Below are 20,809 nucleotides of genomic sequence, written 5' to 3' on the forward strand. Positions count from 1 at the left end.
GCTCGCGTCACCCTTTACGGTGAGGGACGTGGCCGGACGCAACGTGCACGACATCGAGATCGAGCTACCCGCCTTCGACCCCGGCGAGCTCGAGCCGGTCAGCGCGCCCTGGGGCGGCAACCTCAACGAAGCCCACGTGCAGACCGGCCGGGCCATCCGCAGCAGCCTCATCGACGCCCGGCTGCGCCGCTCCCACCTGGAGAACCTCGACCTCAACGGCGCCGTCTGGGAAGACGTGACGATCACCGGCTGCCGGTTCGAGAAGGTCGACTTCACCGCCGCCCGGCTCACCGGCCTCACCCTCGAACGGGTGCATTTCGTCAACTGCAAGCTGACGTGGGCCAATCTCGCCGAGTCCCGCCTGTCGAACGTGCTGTTCGAAGGCTGCCGGCTCGACGGGGCCTCCCTCGACGAGGTCAACACCACCGGCCCGACCGGGTTCGTCGGCTGCGTCCTGGTCAACACCAACCTGCGCGACTGCGTGCTCACCCACGCCGCGATGCAGGGCTGCCGGCTGCGCCAGATGTCCTTCGAAAGCTGCGACCTGCGCGGCGCCGACCTGCGCGGCAACCAGCTGTCCGAGGTCAGCGGCATGAACAGCCTGCGCGGGGTGACGATCGAACCGGCGCAGCTGCCCGGGCTCACCGACGCGGTGATGCGGGACCTCGGCGTGATCGTGCGCGGCCCGAAGGGTTGACCCGCCATCGGGGCCGTTTCTGCGCCGACGTCCGGTGGGGCCCGGCCGTCAGCGGCGGCGGCTCCTCCACGCAGACCGCCGGCTGCACCGGCCCCTGACCGACCAGATCCCGCGGGTCCGCGTCCAGCGCCCCCTCGACCGTGGCGAACGCGGCGATGTCACTCATCCCCGCCGCGACACTGAGCCACGACCGGATCGCCGGCGACGGCGCCGCCAGCCGCAGCTCCCCACCCCGCGACCGGGCCAGGTCAGCCACGTCCACCAGCAGCTGCGCCCCGGTCGTGTCGCACACCGTCACCTGCGACACGTCCAGCACCAGCCGGGGCTCGTCGGCGACCAGCAGCCCGGCGAGCACCGGCTCGATGGTCGCCACGGTCCCTTCCACCAGCAGCCCGTGCAGGGCCAGCACGACCGCACTCATCGCAGTGACGGTACCGACCCCGCTCCCCCGGTGTCAGGGGCCGGGCGGCCGACCCCTCGTGGGGCCGTTCAGCCCGCCGGGTGTCGACGGACGCCGATGATCACGCCCGTGCCGTGGGCCAGTTCCACCGCCACCAGGCCCGCATCGGCGAGCAGCGCCTGGCGCACGCCCTCCTGCTTCGCCCGGAAGTCCGCCGGCCATCCCTCGACCGGGGCCATGTCGTCCACGACGAGCGTCCCCCTCGGGTTGAGATTCGCGAGGGTACGGTCAAGGCCCTCGATCTTCCCCCCGAAGGCATCGGCGAAAATGAGATCGAACCCCTCCCCCGGCGTCTCCAGGTAATCCAGCGCATCATTGACCTTGAACTCGACGAACGCCGGCCAGTCCGCACCCTTCGCGATCGCCGCCGTCGCCTCGTCCGACTCCAACGACGTGACACTGACATCGGTGCGCGGCAGCAGCCCGCTGACGATCCAGGCCGTCCCGACCCCCACCCCGGTGCCGATCTCGAGGACGCGCGCGTTGTGCGGCAGCCCGGCGGCGAGGGTGGCCAGCAACTGCCCGACGGCCGGCTCGCAGGACTGCCCGAAATTGTGGCTGGATGCCCGGGCATAAGCGGAATCGACGATGTTCACGGCGGCACCCTACCTTCCCCGACTTCGCCCGGCCTCGGGTTGGCTTTTCGGTGGCCTTTGGGATCTTTGGGTTGGCCTTTGGGATGCCGCCCCTGCCGATGGTCGTCGCGCTTCGCGTGCAAAGCTGTGCTCCGTGAAGTCACTGCCCCTGCGGGTCCTCACACCCGCCGCCGCCGTCCTGTTGGCCCTAGGCGCCTGCGGCTCACCGTCCGCCGCCCCCGACCAGCCCGCCAAGGACGGCGCGGAGCAGCACGCCACGAACGCGTTCGAGGTGAAGGACGACGTGAGCGTCGTCGAGGTGGACAGCGACGGCGGCACGATCACCATCAAGGCCGGCAGCGGCGACACCATCAAGGTGACCGAAACCTCCACGTTCAAAGCCGACAAGCCCACCCGCAAACAGAAGGTCGAAGGCGGCGAGCTCATCCTGGGCTCCGACAGCTGCCCGAAGCACGACTGCTCGATCTCGTACGTGCTGGAGATGCCCTCGACCTTGACCGCCCGCCTGGACAGCTCCGGCGGCCGCATCGAACTGACGGGCCTGACCGGCTTGATCGACGTCCAGACCGACGGCGGCGCCATGACGGGCGACGCTCTGGCCCCACCGGAGTTCCAGGCCAGAACCGGCGGCGGCCCCGTAGACGTGAAACTGACCCAGGCCCCCGACCGAATCGACATCGACAGCGGCGGCGGCAACGTCAACCTGCGCCTGACCTCCGACGGCTACGCCCTGACCGCGGAGCTGGACGGCGGCAGCCAGTCCGGCACGATCAAGCAGGACGCCAACTCCGCCCACAAGGTCAAAATCGCCACCGGCGGCGGCAGCCTCGCGTTTGTTTGATTTCGAGGGGGAGGCGTGCCTCCACCCACACCCCTCACGCGGCGGCTCTAGTCGGTCAAGGCGCTGTAGACAAGCTGGCGGAGTTGGGGGCGGATGGGGTAGGTGCTCGAGGGGATCAGTTGGGTGTAGAAGGCGACCGTCAAGCGTTCCGCCGGGTCGATCCAGAAGGCTGTGCTCGCGGCGCCGCCCCAGTAGTACGTGCCGGGGGTGCTGTAGACGCGGGCCGGGGTTGGGTCTCGGACTACCGCGAAGCCCAGGCCGAAGCCTATGCCCTCGAATGTCGTCTCCGCGAAGCCGCCCGTCTGCAGCCGGTCCAGATCTACGCCGCCCGGTAGGTGGTTGCGGGTCATGAACGCCACCGTCCGCGGGGCCAGCAGGCCGTCGCCGCGGCGTAGGAGCATCGTCATGAACTTCTGGTAGTCGGCGGCGGTCGAGATCAGGCCGCCGCCGCCCGCTGGGGCTTTCGGCTCCTCGTACGCCTGGTTGGCCAGAGCGTCGAAGCGGACCCGGCGGCCGTCCGGGGTCGGGGCGTACAGGGCGGCCAGGCGCGGCTCGCCCGGGGCTACGGACCAGGTCGTGTCGGTCATGCCCAGCGGGTCGAGGATGCGGGTGCGGACGAACTCCGGGAACGCGACGCCGGCCACGACCTCGACCAGGCGGCCCAGGACGTCGGTGCTGACGCCGTAGCCCCAGCCCTGGCCCGGCTGGAACAGCAGCGGCAGGGCGGCGAAGTCGCGGCACACCTCGGCCAGGTCGGCGCCCGGTTTCACGCTCAGGTCGTAGCCGGCCTTGCGGTAGAGGGCGTCGACGACGGAGGTGTTCAGGAAGCCGTACGTGAGGCCCGACGTGTGGGTGAGCAGGTGCCAGACGCGGATCGGTTCGATCGCCGGGACGGTGAACGGGGCGCCGGCCGAGCCTTTCTCATACACGCGCATGTCGCGGAACTCGGGCAGCCAGTCGCTGATCGGGTCGGTGAGCTCGAAGCGGCCCTCCTCCCACAGGAGCATCGCGGCGACGGAGGTGATCGGTTTGGTCATCGAGTAGAGGCGCCACAGGGTGTCGGGCTCGGCCGGCCGGCCGGCCTCGGCGTCGCGGTGGCCGTAGACGCTGTGGTGGACCACCCGCCCGTCGCGGGCGATCGCCAGCTGCCACCCGGCGAGGCGGCCGTCGTCGACGTATCGCGCGAAGTGGGCGTCCAGGCGGGCCAGCCGCCCGGCGTCGAAACCGGCCTGCTCGGGCGCCACTTCGCGATCAATGCTCACAGCCGGACTGTAGATCTTCCGTAAACCGGCCGACAATAGGCGCCGCCGCCATGAAACCGCCGGTCGGGCTCAGGAAAGGGCCAGCTGCTCGGCGCCCTCCACGACCCGGTCGACGAAGCCGTATTCGAGGGCCTCGGGTGCGGTGAACCAGCGGTCGCGGTCGGAGTCGAGCTCGATCTGCTCGTTGGTCTGGCCGGTGTGCTCGGCGATCAGGCGCTGGATGGTCTTCTTGGTGAAGAGCATCTGCTCGGCCTGGATGGCGATGTCGGCCGCGGTGCCGCCGATGCCGCCGGACGGCTGGTGCATCATCACGCGGGAGTGTGGCAGGGCGTAGCGCTTGCCCGGGGTGCCGGCGCTGAGCAGGAACTGGCCCATCGACGCGGCCATGCCCATGACCACGGTGGAGACGTCGTTCTTGATGAACTTCATGGTGTCGTAGATCGCCAGGCCGGCGTGCACGGCGCCGCCCGGCGAGTTGATCCAGAAGCTGATGTCCTTTTCGGAGTCCTCGGCGGCGAGCAGGATCAGCTGCCCGCAGATGCGGTTGGCGCTCTCGTCGTTGACCTCGGTGCCGAGCACGATGATGCGCTTGCCGAGCAGCCGGTCGAACACGGCACTGTCGAAGGGGATCGGGTTGTCAGCCATGCCTCTGACGGTATGGCCCCGGCGGCCGGGAGAAACCCCCTGTTCGCCGTGAGCGTGTTCGCTTAGAGCGTTCTCAACACGGGTCGGAGGGCGTCCAGTACCGAAGCATCCTCAATCGTCGAAGGGACCGGCTCCTCCCGGCCGTCGGCGATCCCCCGCATGGTCCGCCGCAGGATCTTCCCCGAGCGTGTCTTCGGCAATGCGGCCACCACCTGCACGCTCCGCAGCGACGCCACCGCCCCGATCCGGTCCCGCACCAGCTGGACGAGCTCGGCGGAGACGGTCGCAGCCGCGGTCGAGACCCCCGCCTTCAACACCACGAACCCGCGCGGCACCTGCCCCTTGATCTCGTCGTCGACCCCGATCACGGCGCACTCGGCGACCGCCGGGTGCGAGGCGAGGACCTCCTCCATGGCCCCGGTCGACAGGCGGTGGCCGGCGACGTTGATGACGTCGTCGGTGCGGCCCATCACGTAGAGGTACCCGTCGTCGTCGAACCGGCCGCCGTCGCCGCTGAGGTAGTAGCCGGGGAACGCGGCCAGGTAGGACTGGATGAACCGCTCGTCGTCGCCCCACAGGGTGGGCAGGCATCCGGGCGGCATCGGCAGTTTGATGACGATCGCGCCGTCCGTCCCGGCCGCGGCGGGGCTTCCGTCGCCGGCGAGCACCTGGACGTCGTAGCCGGGTACGGGTACCGACGGGGAACCGGGCTTGGTCGGCAACTCCTCGAGGCCGCGCGGGCTCGCGGCGATCGGCCAGCCGGTCTCGGTCTGCCACCAGTTGTCGACGACGGGCACGCCGAGCCGCTCGCCCGCCCACTCGTAGGTCTGCGGGTCGAGCCGCTCCCCGGCCAGGAACAGCGTGCGCAGCGAGCGCAACCGGGCACGGTCGATCCGGGCCCCGTCCGGGTCCTCCTTGCGGATCGCCCGGATCGCCGTCGGCGCCGCGAACATGACGTTGACGCCGTGATCGGCGACGACCCGCCAGAACGCGCCGGCGTCGGGGGTGCCGACGGGCTTGCCCTCGTACAACACCGTCGTCGCCCCGGCGAGCAGCGGCGCGTAGACGATGTAGGAGTGCCCGACGACCCAGCCGACGTCGGAGGCGGCCCAGAAGACGTCGCCGGGCCCGCAGTCGAAGATGTTGGCCATCGACCAGGTCAGCGCGACGGCGTGGCCGCCGTTGTCACGGACGATCCCCTTCGGCCGGCCGGTGGTGCCGGAGGTGTACAGGATGTACAGCGGATCGGTCGCCGCCACCGGGACGGCTTCGACGGCGGTGGCCTCCGCGACGGCATCGGCCCAGCTGATGTCGCCGTCGCGCAGCTCACCGGGCGCCTGCGGGCGTTGCAGGATCACGCACCGGGCGGGCTTGTGCGAGGCCTCGTCGATGGCGGCGTCCAGCAGTGGCTTGTAGGGCACGACCCGCGTCGGCTCGATCCCGCACGACGTCGCCACGACGACCTTGGGTTTGGCGTCGTCGATGCGGGCCGCGAGCTCCTTGGGCCCGAACCCGCCGAACACCACCGAGTGGACCGCCCCGAGCCGCGCGCACGCCAGCATCGCGATGACCGCCTCGGGCACCATCGCCATGTAGACGACGACCCGGTCCCCTCGCTCCACACCGAGCGCACGCAACGCGCCGGCGAAGCGTGCGACCTCATCGAGCATCTGCCGGAAGGTGTACTTGTTGAGGCTGTTCGTCACCGGCGAGTCGTAGATGAGCGCGACGTCGTCGCCGCGGCCCTGCCGGACGTGCCGGTCGAGCGCGTTGTGGCAGGTGTTGAGCTCGGCGTCGGGAAACCACCGGTAGAACGGCGGATTGTCCCGGTCCAGCACCCGGATGGGCATGCGCTCCCACTCGACACCACCGGCCGCGTCCCGCCAGAACCATTCGGGGTCGGCGAGGCTCTGCTGATACGTGTCGAGGTAGGCGCCCATGCCCCGATCCTGCTCCGCGATCGTGAGATCCGCTACATGCGCCCGCGGCGGCCGGCAACCGGCGCGCCGCCCGGGCTGGCCCGGTTGGAGCCGCCGGCCCCGGCGACGGTGATCCGAGCCTGGTGCCGTCCGCCGCTACACCGGGGCGTTCGCGCTGGCCAGCCCGGCCGGAGCGGACGCGATGGCCCGCTGGATGGCGGCCACCAGGGCGAGGGCGGCCTCCTCGGTGAGCTCGACCGCGACCCGCGCCGACGGCCCCTGCCCCGGGTTGGCGAAGTCGATGTTCACCGTGTGCCCGAACGGGGCCCGCTGCGGGTGGTCGACGTACACGGAGGCCTGGGTGAGGTCGAACCACCCGGTCGCGCCCTTCCCGGCGCCCTCGACGTCGACGGTCTGCGTCTCGTAGGTGCACATGCCGGTCAGCTCCCCAGGTGCTCGGCGTAGAAGGCGAAGATCCGCTGCCAGCCGTCGACGGCGGCCAGGGGCCGGTAGGAGGGCCGGTCGACGGCGAAGAAGCCGTGCCCGGCCCCTTCGTAGCTGTGGTGCTCGAAGGGCTTCCCGTGCTCGGCCATGAGCTCGGCCAGCCGCGCCACCTCGGCCGGCGCCGGGTACTTGTCGTCGTCGCCGAACAGGCCCAGCACCGGGCAGCGCACGTCGGCCAGCCGGTCCTGGATCGAGGTGACCCGCAGTGGGAACCCGGTCGGCGGCGGCTCCAGGGCGAACGCCCCGTAGCAGTCGACGGCCGCGTCGAGGTCGACGGCGGTGGTGACGAGCAGCGCCTGCCGCCCGCCGGAGCAGTGCCCGATCACGCCGACCTTGCCGCTGGCGTTGTCGAGGCCGCGCAGGGCCGCGGCCGCGGTGGCGACGTCGGTGATGATCTGCTCGTCGGCGATGCCGCCCTGCCCGCGCACGAAGGCGGACGCGTCGTCGGGTGAGGCGCCGGGCGCCTCCCGCCAGAACAGGTTGGGGCAGATCGCGGCGTAGCCGTTGGCGGCGAACTTGCGCACCATCTCCTTGGTGGCGTCGTCGTAGCCGGGCAGGTGGTGGATGACCACCACCCCGGGCACCGGGCCGGCGGTGTCGACCGGCCACGCCTGGTAGGCCTGGATCTTCTCTTCACCGATGAACACCGTCTCGGCCCGCATCGCGTCTGCCATGCTGCAACTCCGTCGCTCGCTGGTTCCTTAGCCGAGCGAACAATATCCCCGTGGGCGGCGGGCCGGACGACCGGCCGCGCCGCCGGGGGCTACTGGCGGCCGGGTTCGGAGCGGCGCAGGGCGAGGCGGGCCAGGCCGACCAGGACGACGATCTGCAGGAGCAGGATCAGCACCGAGCGCCACCAGGCCCCGGCGGTGTGCTCCCACAGCGCGTCCTTGAACGGGATCATCGACTGCAGGTCGACCGTCGATCCGCCCGCGGCCATGCCCCAGCGGGTCGGGAACAGCCAGGAGATCTGCTCCAGGACCTTCTGCCCGCCCAGCTCGAACAGGCCGCCGGAGAGCACGAGCTGGGCCATCACGGCGACGACCAGGACCGGTGTCGTCTGCTCGGTGGTCTTGACCAGGGCGCTGACCAGCAGGCCGAACGCCATCGAGGCGAGTGCGACCATGGCCACCGGGATCGTGATCTCCACGAGCCAGTGCTCCTTGAAGATCAGCGGGTCCTTCGGCGGGTTCTTGCCCAGCAGCGCCAGCCAGGAGAACAGCGCCGTCTGCACGATGATGATCACGGAGAAGACGAAGACCTTCGACGCCAGGTAGGCCCCCGCCGACAGCCCGACCGCCCGCTCCCGCTTGTAGATGGTCGACTCGTTGACCAGCTCGCGGATGGCGGCGGCGGTGCCCAGGAACGCGGCCCCGACGGCCAGCACCACCAGGAGCCGCTGCGCTTCGAGGCTGAACCGGGTCAGGCCCGGGGCGAGGCCGTTCTCCCCCGGGACGGTCCTGGTCAGCAGGGCCAGGGCGAGGGGCAGCCCGACCATGAAGACGCTCAGGCCGCGGTCGGCGCCGATCACCCACACCATGCGGAAGCACAGCGTGAGGAACTGCCGGATCGGGGCCGCGGGGTGCACGACCCGGCTGCGCAGCGACGGCCCGCCCAGCTTGACCCGGGCCCGGCCGATGACCTTCGCCAGCTGCGGCGCCGGCGTCGCCGAGCCCGCCGGGACCGCCGGAGCGGCTGGAGCGGATCGCGCGGGCATCGGCTGCTCGGCGGTGGCCTCGCCGATGACCGCGGTGGCCGCGGCGGCCGGGACGCGCTGGGCCGGGACCGTGACGCTCTCCACGGCTTCGGGCTTCGGCGGTGGGGCCTCGGCGATCTGGTCGGTGACGTAGCGCGTGTACTCCGGTGAGGAGCGGTATTTGCGGACCCAGTGCTCGGCGTTGCTGGTGACCTCGCGGAACACCTCCGCGTAGTCCTCGGCGCCGAAGAAGCTCAGCACCTCGCCGGGCGGCCCGAAGAAGCCCATCCGCCCACCGACGGTGAGCACGAGGACCCGGTCGGCCAGGTCCAGGTGCATCACGTTGTGGGTGACGACGGCGACCGTGCGGCCCTTGTCGGCCAGCTCCCGCAGCTCCTCCATGACCTCCTTGTCGAGGGCCGGGTCGAGGCCGGACGTCGGCTCGTCGAGGAACAGCAGGCTGGGCTCGGTGAGCAGCTCCAAGGCGACCGAGACCCGCTTGCGCTGGCCGCCGGAGAGGCTGTCGATGCGCTGCTTCGCCCGCTCGGTGAGGTTGAGGGTCTTGAGGACCTCGGCGACGCGGGCGCTGCGCTCCTTGCGCGGGACGTCGTCGGCGAAGCGCAGGGCGGCGGCGAAGCGCAGGGCCCGGCGGACGGTGAGCTGGCGGTGCAGCACGTCGTCCTGCGGGACCATGCCGATGCGGTAGCGCAGCTCGGCGTAGTCGGCGTAGAGGTCGCGGCCGTCGTAGCGGACCTGGCCCTGGGTCGCCGGCCGCAGCCCGGCGACGGCTTTGACCAGGGTCGACTTGCCGCAGCCGGAGGGCCCGATGATGGCCAGCACGCTGCCCTCGGCCAGGGCGAAGCTCACGTCGTCGAGGATGATCGCGTCCTTGATGCGGACCGTGAGGTCGTCGGCGATCAGCGAGGACGGGCCGGCGTCCTCGAACTCGTGCAGCCTGGCGCCGTCGAAGATGAACTCGTGGCGGCCGATGGAGATCATGTCGCCGGGGGCGATGTCGTGGCGGTTGGCGACCTGGTTGCCGTTGTGGAACGTGCCGTTGCGGCTGCCCAGGTCGACGACCTCGAACCCGCCGGTCTGGGTGCGGCGCAGCTCCGCGTGGTTGCGGGAGGCGCGCAGGTCGGTCAGGACGATGTCGTTGTCGGCGCCGCGGCCGAGCCGGATGCGCCCGGCCCCGAACTCGTGCTGGGTCGTCTCCCGCGGCTGCGGCGGGGCGGCCTCGACGGGCAGCCGCTCGGTGATCGTCACCACCTTGAACGTGACCGCCGGGCCGTCGGCGGCGCCGAGGCGGACCTCGCCGCCGTCGGTCGCGGCGACGAAGGCGGCCTTCTCGCCCTTGACGTAGACGCCGTTGCGGCTGTCGAGGTCGCGCAGGAACCAGCCGTCGTCGTTCCAGATGACCTCGGCGTGCCGCCGGGAGATCAGGGTGCCCTCGACGACCAGGTCGTTGGCGGCGTCACGGCCGATGGTCACGGTGTCGTCGGGACGGACCGTCGCCTGCTTGTCGCCGCTGGTGACCTCCAGGACCCGCAGGTCCCGGGTCACCGTCTGCTGATCGATGCTCGCCACGGGCCTCATCATGCCGTGGGGGTGCGACAGAAAACACCCGGGGCCATGTATCAGGAGGCCGCCGGGCGCCCTCATGTGTGACGAGACCGGAGCGAGACCTGTGCAGGAGGATCGATGGCCCCCGACGAGTGGCGCGCCCAGCGCGCCCGGCGACTCGCCGGCCTGCCGTGGGTCCGCCGCGAGGACCGGGCCGACGGCACGCCCGTGCGGTTCGTCGCCGACGAGCTGGTGGTGCTCGACGAGCACTTCGCCACCGCCCGTCAGGCCTTCGTGGAGCAGGGTCTCGCCGTCCGGGACATCGTCGAGGAGGGGGATGTCCCGGCCGGCTTCCGGCGGGTCCGGCTGGCCGGGCTCGATGTCGCGCGGGCCGCGCGGCGGGTGCGGGTGCAGGCGGAGGCGGCCGGGGACACCCGGGTCGCGGCGGCGCCGAACCACGTGTTCGTCTCGACGCCGCTCGCCCACGCCGGGGCCTACGGACGGCCCCGGCCGGCGGCACCGGGGCGACTGCCCGCGCCGGACGGTGACGGCGGGGTGGCGGTGCTGGTCCTGGACACCGGGGTGTGGCGCAACAGCCCGCTGCCGCAGGAAAGGTACATCACCGCGGACTACGAGCCCGGTGACGGCGGGGACAGCGACGCCGGGCACGCCAACTTCATCGCGGGGGTGATGCTGGGCCGGTCCCGGCGGGTGCAGCCGAGAGTGGTCAGGATCGTCGACACGTTCGGGGTGTGCCGGGAGAGCGACCTGGTCGCGGCCCTCCGGCAGGCGGGCGACGACCCGATCATCAACCTCTCGCTGGGGGGATACTCGCTGGACGACCGGCCTCCGGTCCTGCTCACGGCGGCGCTGGGGGGCCTGCTGACGAGTGGTGACCGGGTAGTCGTGGCGGCGGCCGGGAACGACGGCCAGCACGACCGGCCCTTCTGGCCGGCCGCGTATGCCGGGACGAGCGCGCCGTGGCGGCGGCGCGTGGTCGCGGTCGCCGCCCACGACGGACGACGGATCTGCAACTGGAGCAACACCGGGCCGTGGATCACCCTGGCCGCCCCGGGTGCGGACGTGCTGAGCACGTATGTGCACCACGAGGGCTTCCCGGACGGCTGGGCCCGTTGGAGCGGCACCTCGTTCGCCGCGCCGTACGTCGCCGCGGCGATCGCCGACGCGCTGCCCGCGGCGGGCTCCGCCGTGAAGGCGGCGCAGACGGTGGTGGCCGGGGCGGCGCACCGCTACGGCCGCTACGCCGGGGTGGCGTGACGTCATGCATCACACCAGGGGGAGGGGGGTGACGGGGTGCGGCACGCTGGTCGCCGCACCCCGTCGTCCGGTGGCCGCGATGCTACCCTTCGGAGCCATGGCCGACCCCGAAAGCCCCGGTGAGCACGAGAATGCCGCACTGCTGCGGGCGGCCGCGGCCGGGGACCAGCAGGCGTGGGAGTCCATTGTGGACCGCTACGCCAACCTCGTGTGGTCGGTGGCCCGCAGCTTCCAGCTCGGCCAGTCCGACGCCGCCGATGTGAGCCAGGCCACGTGGCTGCGGCTGGTGGAGCACGTCGATGCGGTGCGCGACGCCGACAAGCTCGGCTCCTGGCTGGCCACGACGGCCCGCCGGGAGGCGATCGCGCTGCTGCGCAAGAGCGGCCGGGACGTGCCGGCGGGCTCGGCCGGCGACTTCGTGGAGACCCTCGGCGGCGCACCGGCCGGCGTCGAGCCCACCACCGACGAGCTGGACGCCGGTGTCCTGCGCGACGAGCGCGACGCACTGCTGTGGCACGAGTTCCGCACCCTGTCGAGCCAGTGCCAGCAGCTGCTGCGGGTGCTCATCGCCGATCCCCCGCCGAGCTACGCCGAGGTCTCGGCCGCGCTCGACGTGCCGATCGGCAGTATCGGACCGACCCGCAAGCGCTGCCTGGGCACGCTGCGCCGACGATTGGCGACTTCGATATGACCCACCGCGGCTGGGCAGGGCCGACCCGATGATCGGGGAGGAAGAGGTGCTGAGCTCTTTGCGTGACATCGCCGGCCGGCGCGACCCGGTGCCGCCCAACGTTCTGGCGGCCGCGCGCGCGAGCCTCGCGTGGCGCGATCCGGACGCGGCGCTGGCCGAGCTGACCCGCGACTCGCTCGACCGGCTCATCGCCGTCCGCGGCGGGATCCGCGGCGGCACTCCCCGAGTGCTGACGTTCTTCAGCGGTGCGCTGACGATCGACGTCCAGGTCACCGCGCGCTCCGGCGCCGTCGACGTGGTCGGCGAGCTGGCCCCGGTGATCCCGGCCAAGGTCGTCGTCGAGTCGCCGGCCGGCTCGCACGAGACGACCGCCGACGAGGAGGGCCGGTTCCGCTTCGACGGCGTCGCGGCCGGGCCCGTGCGGCTGCGCTGCGAGCCCGCGGTCGAAGGGGCATTCGTGCCGGTCCGCACAGAATGGGTGCAATTGTAGAAATCCTCGCAAAAGCCCAGCATTTCGGGGGTACCGTCGCAAAAAAGGCGACGTTGCGAGGAGCCCGCGATGCCCATCGACCACGTGCAGATCGTTTCCATTCCCGTGACCGACCAGGACCGGGCCCGCGACTTCTACATCAACGCCCTCGGCTGGGAGCTCATCAGCGACAACGACGAGGGCGAACGCCGCTGGGTCGAGGTCGCCCCCAAGCACGGCCAGACGTCGTTCACGCTCGTCACCTGGTTCGACTCGATGCCCGCCGGCTCGCTCGAGGGCATCGTCATGGACACCGACGACATCGAGAAGACCTACGAGGAGCTCTCCGAACGCGGGATCGTCTTCGAGACCCCGATCGAGGAGGGCCCGTTCTCCCGGGTCACCAGCTTCCGCGACCCCGACGGCAACTGCTTCGTCCTGCACCAGCTCTACCAGCCGCGGACCCGGCCGGTAAACTTCGCGCCGGCGAGGTCGTAGCGCAGAGGTCGTCGCGCCGGCGCATCGAGCAGGAGGACGCCGGTTCGATTCCGGCCGGCCTTGCCGTCTGGGTGCCGAACCCACGCGGACCGTAGCGCAGAGGTCGTCGCGCGCCGACTCATAATCGGTGAGGACGCCGGTTCGATTCCGGCCGGTCCGCGCGCCCTCAGGCTCACCCTGTCCGCGGAGAGCGCGGACCTGGTCGGGCGCCATGTCTGCTCCGGGGGCCGAGCCCCCGGACACCCCACGGTGCGGTGGTCACTCCCGGGCTCACCCTGTCCGCGGAGAGCGCGGACCTGGTCGGGCGCCATGTCTGCTCCGGGGGCCGAGCCCCCGGACACCCCACGGTGCGGTGGTCACTCCCGGGCTCACCCTGTCCGCGGAGAGCGCGGACCTGGTCGGGCGCCATGTCTGCTCCGGGGGCCGAGCCCCCGGACACCCCACGGTGCGGTGGTTGCCGTCCGCGGCACAGCTGGACGCGCTGCCTCGACGCCGTGGTTACCATACTGCCGTGCCGCTCGACCCGGACGACGTCGAGGCCTGCCTGCGGGTGCTGGCCTCGATGGACGACGCCGACGAACGGGTCGTCGCGGCCGTCGACCGGGCCTACAAGTCGCGCAAGAAGGTGCGGAAGGCCGAACGGCGTACGGCCGCGAGCGCGCATGACCGGCGGATTCTCAACGGCCCCGATGACGGGCCGCTCATCCGGGCCCGGCGCTGCTACGTGTGCAAGTCGCCCTATCGCGACGTTCCGGCCGACTATCCCCGCATGTGCGCCGGGTGCGCCGATGGCAACGCCGCGCGCCGCCACGCCCGCTGTGACCTGACCGGGCGGCGGGCGCTGGTCACCGGCGGGCGGATCAAGATCGGGTTCGAGACGGCGCTGAAGCTGCTGCGCGACGGGGCCGACGTCGTCGTCACCACGCGGTTCCCGGTGGACGCGGCCCGCCGCTACGACGCGGTGCCGGACGTCCGCGACTGGCGGCACCGCCTGCGCATCCACGGCGTCGACTTCCTCGACCTGCCCGGCGTCGTCGCCCTCGCCGACGCCGTCGCCGCCGCGGGGCCGCTCGACATCCTGGTCAACAACGCGGCCCAGACCATCCAGCGGCCCGCCGAGTACTACCGCGAGCTCGCCGCCGCCGAAGGCCGCCCCGCGCTGCCGGCCGCGAGCCTGTTCTTCCCGGCCGGCGCGCTCGACGAGACCGGCGAGCCCCTCGACCTGCGCCCCGTCAACAGCTGGACGCTGAAGGCGCACCAGGTCACGCCCCGGGAGTGGATGGAGGTGCAGGTCATCAACGCGTTCGTGCCGTTCCTGCTGACCGCCCGGCTGCGGCCGAGCCTGCGCGCGTCGCCGTTCCCGGACCGGTACGTCGTCAACGTCTCGGCCATGGAAGGCAGCTTCAGCCGGGCGAACAAGACCGCCGACCACCCGCACACCAACATGGCCAAGGCCGGCCTGAACATGCTCACCCGGACGGTCGCCGGCGAGTACGCCGCCGACGGCATCCACGTCACCAGCGTCGACACCGGCTGGGTCACCGACGAGCGGCCGCACCCGACCCGGGAAGCGCTGCACGCCAAGGGCTTCCGGGTGCCGCTGGACGTCGTCGACGGGGCCGCGCGCGTCTACGACCCGATCGTGCGGGGCGTGCACGGCGACCCGGTGCACGGGGTCTTCCTCAAGGACTATCGGGTGGTGCGGTGGTAGCGGCCGAGATCTCGTGCCCGGTGTTGCGGGCACCGGCAGTACCCCCGGCTGATCTTGCGCTTCTGGAGCCGCTCCTGGACCGGCTGACCGATCCCGCCGGAGTCGCCGCGACTGAGCGTTTCCCGCTCGGCACGCTGCAGCCCGACGGACGCCTCGACCTGTGCAAACAGGGGCTCGGTGCGGACGGGGTGGCGCGGGTGCTGGACCGGGTCGTCGGGTCCGGGCACGGGACGCATCTGCTGTTGGGCACGAACGGTCTCGGCGCGCCCGGAGCCGCCGCCCTGGCCGCGTCGCTCGCGCCCGGGCACGGGGTGGAGACGCTGTACCTGGGCTGCAACGCCATCGACGCCGACGGTGCGGCGCCCCTGTTCGAGCGGCTCGCGGCCGACGACACCGTGACCGCGCTGTGGCTCAAACGCAACCCGCTCGGCGACGCCGGGGCCCGCCACCTGGCCGCGATGCTGCGCACCAACACCGCCATCACCACGCTCGACCTGGTCAACACCGGCATCTCCGAGGCCGGCCTGGCCCTGCTGGTCGACGCCCTGGCCGCGCGGGAGCGGCCCGTCACCCGGGTCTTCCTCGGCGGCAACGGCCTCGGCCCGCCGGCGGCGCCGCTGCTCGGCCGGCTCCTCGCCGGGTGCGGCGTGACCGGCCTGTTCCTGTCGGCCAACCGCCTCGGCGACGACGGTGTGCGGGAGGTCTGCACAAGCATTGTTCGCGGGGGTACTGTCCTGGGCCTCGGCGGCAACGGCCTGACCGACGTCGAGCCGGTCGCCGCGCGCCTGTCCGACCTGGACAGTCTGGACCTGAGCCGGCCGCAGTCGCTGCGGGTCCTCGGCGCCGTCGACAACACGGTCGGCGACGCCGGCGCCGGGCTGCTCGCGGACGCGCTGCCGGACAGCCCGCTGCGCCGCCTCGACCTGCGCCACACCGGCATCCGCGGCCGCGGGGCCAAGCGCCTGCTCGCGGCGGTCGAGACGGGCCGCACGGCCCTGCGCCGGCTCACGCTCGGTCCGGACGTGCCGCGGCGGGTCAAGCGGCGGCTGACCGAGCTGCTGCCCGGTGGCGAACCGCCCCTGGCCAGTGAGATCGTGAGCGTGTACCGGTGACGTTCCCGCTGTCCCGGGACGAGCTCGCGGTGTGGCGGCGCATTCGCCGATACGCCGTGCCCCGCGCCATGATCGAGGCGGCCACCGCCGCCCGACTCGCCGGCGACTGGCGGGCCGCGTGCGCCGCCGCCGGGATGAGCGTCGCCGCCGACGCCGACTTCGGCCCGTTCGCCGACGACCTGCGCCACCTCGTGCCCGACCTGGTCCGCTGGCACCTGCCCCGCAGCCCCGGCCGCGGCGAGACGACCATCGACCCGCGCCTGCTCATCGTCCTGGCCCGGCGCGGCGACCGGGTGCTCGGCGTCGCCACACCCCGGGTCGCGTTCTCCACGCAGCGCCTGCGGCTCGTCGTCACGTACCCCGGCGACACCCACTACCACGGCGAACGCGACTGGAGCGCGGCCCGGCACCTGTGGGACGACCGCGAGACCGGCGAGCTCGTCGCCCGCACCTGCGGCCCCGACACCCTCGCCCGGCTGGACCTGCAGGCGGCCGGCCGGACCCGTGAGGCCTGGGCGGCGGCCGGCGTCGAGGTGCCGGAGCCACGGATCGAGCGGCCGTACGACTTCCAGGAACGCTATGTCCGGCGGGCGTTCGACACCCTCGACGTCGACCCGGCGGCGGTCGTCGCGGCGGCCTGGGCCAGTGGCCGGCCGGCGTCGTCGATCGCGCTGACGTTCCTGGACCTGCGGCTGCACACCGTCAACGGCGGCCCGGCGCGAGCCGAATGGGTCGACGGCGTCACCGCGGACGACACCGCCCGGATGCCGGTCGCGCCGTTCCTGCGCCCCGTCGACCTGCACCTCGTCCGCCACGGCCGGATCTACCCGGCCGACCTGCACCCGTTGATCGGTCCGCTGCTCGAGCCGTTTTTTCAAGCGGCGGGGGTACCGGCCGCAGGCGACCCGACCGTGCGTGTGCGCTGCGGCGGGGACTGGCACGTGCTCGGGTGGGACGGCGGCCGGATGCGGATGCCGCACAGCGACGGCGAGCGGCAGCGGGAGGATGTGCTGCGGGCCCTCGGCGGCGAGGTCCACGGCTGCTTCGCGGCCGAGGTCGCCTGGGCCGACCGGAGCTTCCGGCTACCCCGGCGGCTGGAGGAGCAGCGGCGGGACCTGCTGCTGCGCATGCTGCACGGCGACCTGGCCGCGGTCGTCGCCCGGCTCGACGCCGGGGTCGACCCGCGGGCCCGCGACGCTCACGGCCGCACCCTGGCGCACCTGCTCCCCTGCGTCGACTGGCGGCCCGGCTGGCCGGCGCTGCTGTCCCGGCTCCTGGCCGCCGGCCTCGACCTGGAGGCCCGGGACGCCACCGGCCGGACGCCGCTGCACTCGGCGGTCCACGACGACGGGTCCGAGGAGCTGATCCAGGCGCTGCTCGCCGCGGGCGCCGATCCCCGCTCGTCCGACGACCACGGCCAATCCATCCGCGAGGACTTCGAGCAGCTGCGCGGCGAGCCGTTCCCGGCCTAGTTTTTCGCGCGGAATTCTGTCGTACCTCCCGGCTAGTCTCGCGGGCATGACGGAGGCTCTCAACCTGCTCGCCGCGGCCGACGAACTGCTCGCCGCGACCCGCGCCACCCGCGTCGAGCGGCGCGACAACGTCCAGCTCGAGGCGCTCGCGCTGGCCGTGTCGGCCAACCTGCCGGTGCTGCTGTGGGGCGAGCCGGGCATCGGGAAGTCCTCCGCGCTGCAGCAGCTCGCCGACCGGCTCGCGGTGCCGATGGAGACCGTCATCGCGAGCATCCACGAGCCGTCCGACTTCGCCGGCCTGCCCGTCGTCGGCAACGACCCGGCCACCCAGGGTGTCCCCATGGCCCCGCCGGACTGGGCCGTCCGCCTCACCCGCGGCGGCGTCGGCCTGGTCTTCTTCGACGAGCTCTCCTCCGCCCCGCCCGCCGTGCAGGCCGCCCTGCTCCGCGTCGTCCTGGAGCGGCGGGTCGGCAGCCTCGAACTGCCCCCGGGTGTCCGGGTCGTCGCCGCCGCCAACCCGCCGGCCAGCGCCGCCGACGGCTGGCACCTCAGCCCGCCCCTCGCCAACCGCTTCGTCCACCTGCACTGGACCCACGACCCGGAGGTCGTCGCCCGCGGCCTCGCCGGCACCTGGCCCACCGCCGACATCCCCCGCATCGACCCCCGCCGGGCCGCGTCGGCCCTGGCCCGCGCCCGCGGCTCGCTGTCCGGTTTCCTGACCGCCCGCCCCGGCCTCACCCACCACCTGCCGTCGGACGCCGAGGCCCGCGGCGGCGCGTGGCCGTCCCCGCGCACGTGGGAGATGGCGCTGCGGCTGCTGACGTTCGCGATGGCCAGCGACGCCTCCCAAGAAGCCCTCGCCACCGCATTGGTCGGCGCGATCGGCGACGGCGCCGGCCTGGAGCTCATCACCTACATGGAGGAGCTCGACCTGCCCGACCCCAACCGCGTCCTGGCCAACCCGGACGCGTTCACCCTGCCGGAGCGCGGCGACCGCCAGCTGGCGTTCCTGACCGCGGTCGTCTCCGCCGTCCAGTCGAACACGACCCGCCCCCGCTGGGAGGCGGCCTGGACGGTCCTGGCGAAGGCCGTCGACGCGGGCGTCCCGGACGTGGCCGCCCGCGCCGCGAACGACCTCGCCGTGATGCGCGACAAGTCGTGGCCGGTGCCGGAGACGATCCTGGCGTTCGCGGACATCCTCCGCCTGGCCGGGATCAGGGCATGACCACTCCCCCACCCGCCCCGACCGGCGACCACGCGGACGCTGGGCACGGGGACCACGCGGACGCGGGACACGGGCAGCTGCGGGCGGAGGAGCGGGAGCCGGCGGGGAAGGCGCTTGACCGGACACGGCTGCTGGCGGCGCGGTATCGGGCGGCGAAGCTGCGGCCGTATCTCGCCTCGGCCATGTACGCGCTCTCCGTCGTGCCGTCCTGGCACCTGTCGACGATGGGAGTCGACCGCTACTGGCGGCTGTACGTCAACCCGGACTTCGTCGGCTCGCACCCCGTCGAGGAGCTGGCCGGGGTGTGGGTGCACGAGGTGGCGCACCTGCTGCGGGACCATCACGGGCGGGCGGCGCGGCTGCGGGACGCCGACCGGGACGACCGGCTGCGGCTCAACCTCGCGCAGGACTGTGAGATCAACGACGACCTGCTCGAGGACGGGCTGCCGCTGCCGGCCGGCCGGGTCGAGCCCAGCATGTTCGGGTTGCCGGCGGGGCGGGTGTTCGAGGAGTACCTGGCCGGCATACCGCACTCGCGCACCATCCACGTCCAGTGCGGGTCGGGGGCGCACGGGATGCCGGTCGCCGGTGAGCTCGGGGCCGACGGCGCGCCCGGGGTGCGTGACGTCGAGGCGGGGGCCATCCGCCGGCAGACGGCCGACGCGATCCGGGGCCACGCGCGGGGCCGCGGTTCGGTGCCGGGTGGGTGGCTGCGCTGGGCCGACTCGGTCGCCGAGCCGGTGATCGACTGGCGGCGGCGACTGACCGGGGCGCTGCGGCAGGCGGTGGTGTGGGCCAGCGGGGCGGTCGACTACACCTACGCGCGGCCGGGGCGGCGCAGCGGGGCCCTGCGCGGCGTCGTCCTGCCGAGCCTGCGCCAGCCCCTGCCGCGGGTGGCGATCGTCGTGGACACGTCGGGTTCGATGGGCGACGACGAGCTCTCGGCCTGCCTGGCCGAGGTGACGGGGGTCCTGCGCGCCGTCGGCATCCGCGGCAACCGGGTCACGGTCCTGGCCTGCGACGCCGACGTGCAGGCCGTGACCCGGGTGAGCAGGGCCGACCAGGTCCAGCTCAGCGGCGGCGGCGGGACCGACATGCGGGTCGGCATCGAACGGGCCCGCCGCGGACCGGAGCCGCCGAACATCATCGTCGTCCTGACCGACGGCCTGACCCCCTGGCCGGACGAGCCCACGAACTGCCGCGTGATCGCCGGCCTCATCGGCTCCGACCCGCCCGACACCCCACCCTGGATCGAGGCGGTGCACATCACGGACACCTGACAACCTTCGGCGACTGTCCAGGGTGTGGCAGTGGTGCCTAGCGTGGGTGTCATGGGTGAGCGTGAGCTGGGGTTGTCGCTCGGGGATCGGGTGCTCGTGCTGGTCGGGTTCCCGGTGGGCGGGGGGCTGGCCGGGTGGGTACTGCCCGTCGTGGCCCGGTGGCTGCTCACGCTGCCGTGGGTGCCGTTCGGGGGGCCGCTGCGGCTGGTTCGGGAGCTCGACTCCGGGTGGGGGCTGGCCTGGATCGTCGGGGCGGGTGTGCTGCTCGGGGCGGCGGCCGGGGTGGTCGCGGTGCAGGAGGCGCTCCGGGTCACCGTCGGGGCCGACTCGCTCACCGTGGTGCGGGGGGACAAGCGGGTCAGCATCGCGCGGCGGGATGTCGAGGCCGTCTTCGTCGACGGGAAGTTGCTCGTGGTACTGGATCGGCAGTCGCGGCAGCTGGTGCGGGATCGGCTCGACAACGCCGGGAGTGCCCGCGTGTCGCGGACCTTCCTGGAGCTGGGGTATCCGTGGGTGGCCGCGGACCCCTACGCGGAGCTGTTCCGGCGCTGGGTGCCGGACCTGCCCGACCTTCCGGCGGCCGTCAACGCCCTCCTCACGGCCCGGGCCAAAGCCCTCGAAGCCAAGAGCGGCGGCGATGCCGAGGAGCTGCGCGATGAGGTGCAGAAGCTCGGGTACACCGTGCGGGACGCGGGCTCTGTGCAGCACTGGCGGCCGCTGGTGAAGTCGTGAGCGGTTCGCAGCGGAGCGGAGAGGCCGCTCACCGGAGGCACAGTTCGGCGACGCCGGCACCGGAGCCTGCGGAGGTGGCGGTGTGAGCGGTTCGCAGCGGAGCGGAGAGGCCGCTCACCGGAGGCACAGTTCGGCGACGCCGGCACCGGAGCCTGCGG

Annotated in this window: 20 protein-coding genes and 2 tRNA genes; 14 read left to right on the forward strand and 8 right to left on the reverse strand. The window is 72.8% G+C overall.

Annotation, left to right across the window (positions count from 1 at the left end; genetic code table 11):
- Positions 1–28: 28 nt before the first annotated feature.
- A complete protein-coding gene (locus ACIA8L_RS35770) occupies positions 29–697 on the forward strand; it encodes a pentapeptide repeat-containing protein (protein WP_395911497.1) in 669 nt (222 codons plus the stop codon).
- Here the strand turns inward: ACIA8L_RS35770 and ACIA8L_RS35775 are convergent.
- Entirely contained in the window at positions 642–1,118 is a 477-nt protein-coding gene (locus ACIA8L_RS35775) for an STAS domain-containing protein (RefSeq protein WP_395911499.1), read from the reverse strand. The two genes, ACIA8L_RS35770 and ACIA8L_RS35775, sit on opposite strands and share 56 nt — an antisense overlap.
- A 68-nt stretch (positions 1,119–1,186) precedes the next feature.
- The gene (locus tag ACIA8L_RS35780; RefSeq protein ID WP_395911501.1) at positions 1,187–1,753 is read right to left on the reverse strand and encodes an O-methyltransferase; all 567 of its coding nucleotides are present in this window, start codon (positions 1,751–1,753) and stop codon (positions 1,187–1,189) included.
- 133 nt (positions 1,754–1,886) lie between these two features.
- On the opposite strand from ACIA8L_RS35780, the gene ACIA8L_RS35785 reads away from it, so the two are divergent.
- The gene (locus ACIA8L_RS35785; RefSeq protein ID WP_395911503.1) at positions 1,887–2,594 is read left to right on the forward strand and encodes a hypothetical protein; all 708 of its coding nucleotides are present in this window, start codon (positions 1,887–1,889) and stop codon (positions 2,592–2,594) included.
- A gap of 47 nt (positions 2,595–2,641) precedes the next feature.
- On the opposite strand, the gene ACIA8L_RS35790 is transcribed toward ACIA8L_RS35785, so the two are convergent.
- The 6 genes from ACIA8L_RS35790 to ACIA8L_RS35815 all read right to left on the reverse strand — a co-directional run bounded on the left by ACIA8L_RS35790 (position 2,642) and on the right by ACIA8L_RS35815 (position 10,207).
- Positions 2,642–3,856, reverse strand: coding sequence for a serine hydrolase domain-containing protein (locus ACIA8L_RS35790; protein ID WP_395911506.1), 1,215 nt, complete (start codon positions 3,854–3,856; stop codon positions 2,642–2,644).
- A 69-nt stretch (positions 3,857–3,925) separates the two neighbouring features.
- Positions 3,926–4,501, reverse strand: coding sequence for an ATP-dependent Clp protease proteolytic subunit (locus tag ACIA8L_RS35795; RefSeq protein ID WP_395911507.1), 576 nt, complete (start codon positions 4,499–4,501; stop codon positions 3,926–3,928).
- A gap of 62 nt (positions 4,502–4,563) precedes the next feature.
- A complete protein-coding gene (locus ACIA8L_RS35800; protein ID WP_395911509.1) occupies positions 4,564–6,441 on the reverse strand; it encodes a propionyl-CoA synthetase in 1,878 nt (625 codons plus the stop codon).
- 135 nt (positions 6,442–6,576) lie between these two features.
- Entirely contained in the window at positions 6,577–6,855 is a 279-nt protein-coding gene (locus ACIA8L_RS35805; RefSeq protein ID WP_395911511.1) for a DUF6295 family protein, read from the reverse strand.
- 5 nt (positions 6,856–6,860) lie between these two features.
- The gene (locus ACIA8L_RS35810; RefSeq protein ID WP_395911513.1) at positions 6,861–7,598 is read right to left on the reverse strand and encodes a dienelactone hydrolase family protein; all 738 of its coding nucleotides are present in this window, start codon (positions 7,596–7,598) and stop codon (positions 6,861–6,863) included.
- Between the two features lie 89 nt (positions 7,599–7,687).
- Positions 7,688–10,207, reverse strand: coding sequence for an ATP-binding cassette domain-containing protein (locus ACIA8L_RS35815; protein ID WP_395911515.1), 2,520 nt, complete (start codon positions 10,205–10,207; stop codon positions 7,688–7,690).
- A gap of 114 nt (positions 10,208–10,321) precedes the next feature.
- Here ACIA8L_RS35815 and ACIA8L_RS35820 point away from each other — a divergent pair, with 114 nt between their 5' ends.
- The 12 genes from ACIA8L_RS35820 (at position 10,322) to ACIA8L_RS35875 (ending at position 20,651) form a co-directional block, all read left to right on the forward strand.
- Positions 10,322–11,461 carry a S8 family peptidase gene (locus tag ACIA8L_RS35820; RefSeq protein ID WP_395911517.1) on the forward strand — a complete coding sequence of 380 codons (1,140 nt, stop codon included), beginning with the start codon at positions 10,322–10,324 and terminating at the stop codon, positions 11,459–11,461.
- 97 nt (positions 11,462–11,558) lie between these two features.
- The gene (locus tag ACIA8L_RS35825; protein WP_223096506.1) at positions 11,559–12,152 is read left to right on the forward strand and encodes an RNA polymerase sigma factor; all 594 of its coding nucleotides are present in this window, start codon (positions 11,559–11,561) and stop codon (positions 12,150–12,152) included.
- Positions 12,153–12,180: 28 nt separating this feature from the next.
- Positions 12,181–12,642 (forward strand): hypothetical protein, encoded by a 462-nt coding sequence (locus ACIA8L_RS35830; protein WP_395911520.1) that lies wholly within the window; start codon positions 12,181–12,183, stop codon positions 12,640–12,642.
- Positions 12,643–12,711: 69 nt separating this feature from the next.
- Positions 12,712–13,119, forward strand: coding sequence for a VOC family protein (locus tag ACIA8L_RS35835; protein ID WP_395911521.1), 408 nt, complete (start codon positions 12,712–12,714; stop codon positions 13,117–13,119).
- Positions 13,110–13,182: transfer RNA gene (locus ACIA8L_RS35840), tRNA-Asp, on the forward strand. Before ACIA8L_RS35835 ends, ACIA8L_RS35840 begins: the two co-directional genes overlap by 10 nt.
- A gap of 21 nt (positions 13,183–13,203) precedes the next feature.
- A tRNA-Met gene (locus ACIA8L_RS35845) sits at positions 13,204–13,280 on the forward strand.
- Between the two features lie 350 nt (positions 13,281–13,630).
- Positions 13,631–14,830 carry an SDR family NAD(P)-dependent oxidoreductase gene (locus ACIA8L_RS35850; protein WP_395911523.1) on the forward strand — a complete coding sequence of 400 codons (1,200 nt, stop codon included), beginning with the start codon at positions 13,631–13,633 and terminating at the stop codon, positions 14,828–14,830.
- A complete protein-coding gene (locus tag ACIA8L_RS35855) occupies positions 14,824–15,942 on the forward strand; it encodes a gala protein (RefSeq protein WP_395911525.1) in 1,119 nt (372 codons plus the stop codon). Before ACIA8L_RS35850 ends, ACIA8L_RS35855 begins: the two co-directional genes overlap by 7 nt.
- Positions 15,939–17,414: an ankyrin repeat domain-containing protein gene (locus ACIA8L_RS35860; RefSeq protein WP_395911527.1), complete on the forward strand. Its 1,476-nt coding sequence runs from the start codon at positions 15,939–15,941 to the stop codon at positions 17,412–17,414. The genes ACIA8L_RS35855 and ACIA8L_RS35860 overlap by 4 nt, the downstream gene beginning before the upstream one ends.
- 46 nt (positions 17,415–17,460) lie before the next feature.
- Entirely contained in the window at positions 17,461–18,639 is a 1,179-nt protein-coding gene (locus ACIA8L_RS35865) for an AAA family ATPase (RefSeq protein ID WP_395911529.1), read from the forward strand.
- Complete coding sequence (locus ACIA8L_RS35870) at positions 18,636–19,919, forward strand: VWA-like domain-containing protein (RefSeq protein WP_395911531.1); 1,284 nt, start codon at positions 18,636–18,638, stop codon at positions 19,917–19,919. The genes ACIA8L_RS35865 and ACIA8L_RS35870 overlap by 4 nt, the downstream gene beginning before the upstream one ends.
- A 51-nt stretch (positions 19,920–19,970) precedes the next feature.
- Positions 19,971–20,651 (forward strand): hypothetical protein, encoded by a 681-nt coding sequence (locus tag ACIA8L_RS35875; protein ID WP_395911533.1) that lies wholly within the window; start codon positions 19,971–19,973, stop codon positions 20,649–20,651.
- Positions 20,652–20,809: the final 158 nt, after the last annotated feature.

It is taken from the genome of Dactylosporangium sp. NPDC051541 (assembly GCF_044454505.1).
Taxonomy (GTDB): Bacteria; Actinomycetota; Actinomycetes; order Mycobacteriales; family Micromonosporaceae; genus Dactylosporangium.

What these genes read in the sequence shown, in the direction of transcription:
- ACIA8L_RS35775 (WP_395911499.1), bottom strand. Translation starts at nt 1,118, where the DNA reads ATGAGTGCGGTCGTGCTGGCCCTGCACGGGCTGCTGGTGGAAGGGACC.
- ACIA8L_RS35795 (WP_395911507.1), bottom strand. Translation starts at nt 4,501, where the DNA reads ATGGCTGACAACCCGATCCCCTTCGACAGTGCCGTGTTCGACCGGCTG.
- ACIA8L_RS35800 (WP_395911509.1), bottom strand. Translation starts at nt 6,441, where the DNA reads ATGGGCGCCTACCTCGACACGTATCAGCAGAGCCTCGCCGACCCCGAA.
- ACIA8L_RS35805 (WP_395911511.1), bottom strand. Translation starts at nt 6,855, where the DNA reads ATGTGCACCTACGAGACGCAGACCGTCGACGTCGAGGGCGCCGGGAAG.
- ACIA8L_RS35810 (WP_395911513.1), bottom strand. Translation starts at nt 7,598, where the DNA reads ATGGCAGACGCGATGCGGGCCGAGACGGTGTTCATCGGTGAAGAGAAG.
- ACIA8L_RS35820 (WP_395911517.1), top strand. Translation starts at nt 10,322, where the DNA reads ATGGCCCCCGACGAGTGGCGCGCCCAGCGCGCCCGGCGACTCGCCGGC.
- ACIA8L_RS35825 (WP_223096506.1), top strand. Translation starts at nt 11,559, where the DNA reads ATGGCCGACCCCGAAAGCCCCGGTGAGCACGAGAATGCCGCACTGCTG.
- ACIA8L_RS35830 (WP_395911520.1), top strand. Translation starts at nt 12,181, where the DNA reads ATGATCGGGGAGGAAGAGGTGCTGAGCTCTTTGCGTGACATCGCCGGC.
- ACIA8L_RS35835 (WP_395911521.1), top strand. Translation starts at nt 12,712, where the DNA reads ATGCCCATCGACCACGTGCAGATCGTTTCCATTCCCGTGACCGACCAG.
- ACIA8L_RS35865 (WP_395911529.1), top strand. Translation starts at nt 17,461, where the DNA reads ATGACGGAGGCTCTCAACCTGCTCGCCGCGGCCGACGAACTGCTCGCC.
- ACIA8L_RS35870 (WP_395911531.1), top strand. Translation starts at nt 18,636, where the DNA reads ATGACCACTCCCCCACCCGCCCCGACCGGCGACCACGCGGACGCTGGG.
- ACIA8L_RS35875 (WP_395911533.1), top strand. Translation starts at nt 19,971, where the DNA reads ATGGGTGAGCGTGAGCTGGGGTTGTCGCTCGGGGATCGGGTGCTCGTG.